Here is a 1537-nt window from a genome sequence, read left to right on the forward strand (position 1 = left end):
ATAGCACCTGGCCCCGGGCTGGGTGCACTCTTGTCTTCGAACACGTTTTCTGCGTGTCGCGGTGACGCCCATCTGCCCCAGCCCTTCCCCCATGTCGCAGTGCAAGCTGCGGCCGTTTCGCCGTGGCACAAGCCGGCGGTGTCGCGATGAGCGGCGCGGTGGTGGCTGCGGATCGGGTGGTCGCGTCTGGGCACTGCCCGGTTTGCGCTGCACGCGGGCAGGCGGTGTTAGCTGCCCCGGGGCATACGCGGTGCGCGGTGCACTTGGGCCGGTCGCGGGTGTGGGTGGAGACCACCCGCACCGGGCAGACCCGCCTTACGGTGCCGGCTGGTGCGCGTCGTCGGATCGTCTATCCGACTGGCCTGCAGACCCCATGCGTGTCCTGTGCGAGCGCTGGTAGGGACACGCAGGGCCTGCCGCGTGAGGGTGAGGGCTCGGATGCGCTGTGCATTCCGTGCTGGCGTACCCGCACCGATGCCGCGCGGCGTCGTCGCCTGGCGGCCGAGCGGCGGGCCGCTGCCCTGGAGGCACCCCTTGTCGTTGACGAGGCCCCGGTGTGTGCAGCGTGCGGCGCGGAGGAGCCGTCGCCGTCGTGTTGGCTGTGTGGCTATTCGTGGCTGGCGCAGGTCCGCGCTGACCACGAGCACGCCCAGGCACTGGAGGCCGCCGCCGTTGAGGCACGGTTCGCGCAGCTCGCGCAGCGGGCCGAGGCCGAGGCCCGGGTCGCTGCGCTGGCCGGGTGGGTGGATCGGCTGCAGGTCACGGTGTCCGCGTACGCGGCCGGCGGTGGTCGTGGCCGTGCGGTCGAATTGCTGGCGGACGTGTTGTCTAGGGAGGCGGGGGCGCGGGGGTGTCGGCGTGGCCGGCCGTCGCGGTTGGCCCGGGTCGCCGCGGTGCTTGCGGTCGATAGTGACTGGCGCACGGGTCGCCGAGCGTTGCCGGGTCGGGAGCGCTCGGCGCAGCTGGCTGGCTGTACTACCCGCACTGTCACTGACTGCTGGGCGCGTGCCGAGGCGTTGGGCTGGGCCACGCGCACCCATCACGGGCGGCGCCTGAGCTTGGCCGAGCGCACCGAGCTGGGCCGCTGCAACGACCGGGCTCAGTTCGATCTTGCCGCGGTGCATCACGGTGACCCGGCCGTCCGCGCCCCCTACATCCCGGTGGCGCTGCTGGTGCTCGACGACCTGCTGCAGCACGCCCTGGTGCTGCTGGCCGCCGCGCAGGACGACCTCGACGACCTCGACGCCCTCGACGCCCGTACCTCTGGCGTGGTCGACCACGCAGCTCTGGCCCGCCGCGCGCAGCTACGCCACGCCGCCGCTGCGGCCCGCGACACCCTCCTGACCGATGTGGAGGCCATCGCCACGCGTCAGATCGAGACCGGGATTTTCTTCCCCCCCCGCTCGGCGTCCCAAGGTGAGTACTTAAGTTCCTGCTTGTCTCGGGGTTTTGGTTGCCCACCGTCGACTCACCCGACGTCGGCGGGGGATCCGAGTCGGGGGAATGGCGGCGCTTCGCGCTCACCAACACGAGGGGG

Annotated in this window: 1 pseudogene; it reads left to right on the plus strand. The window is 72.0% G+C overall.

The window, feature by feature from the left end:
* Positions 1-377 precede the first annotated feature (377 nt).
* Positions 378-1537: pseudogene (locus K228_RS0124920) on the plus strand (hypothetical protein); the annotation flags it as partial.

Origin of the sequence: Salinispora cortesiana (assembly GCF_000484695.1) — a bacterium.
Classification (GTDB): domain Bacteria; phylum Actinomycetota; class Actinomycetes; order Mycobacteriales; family Micromonosporaceae; genus Micromonospora; species Micromonospora cortesiana.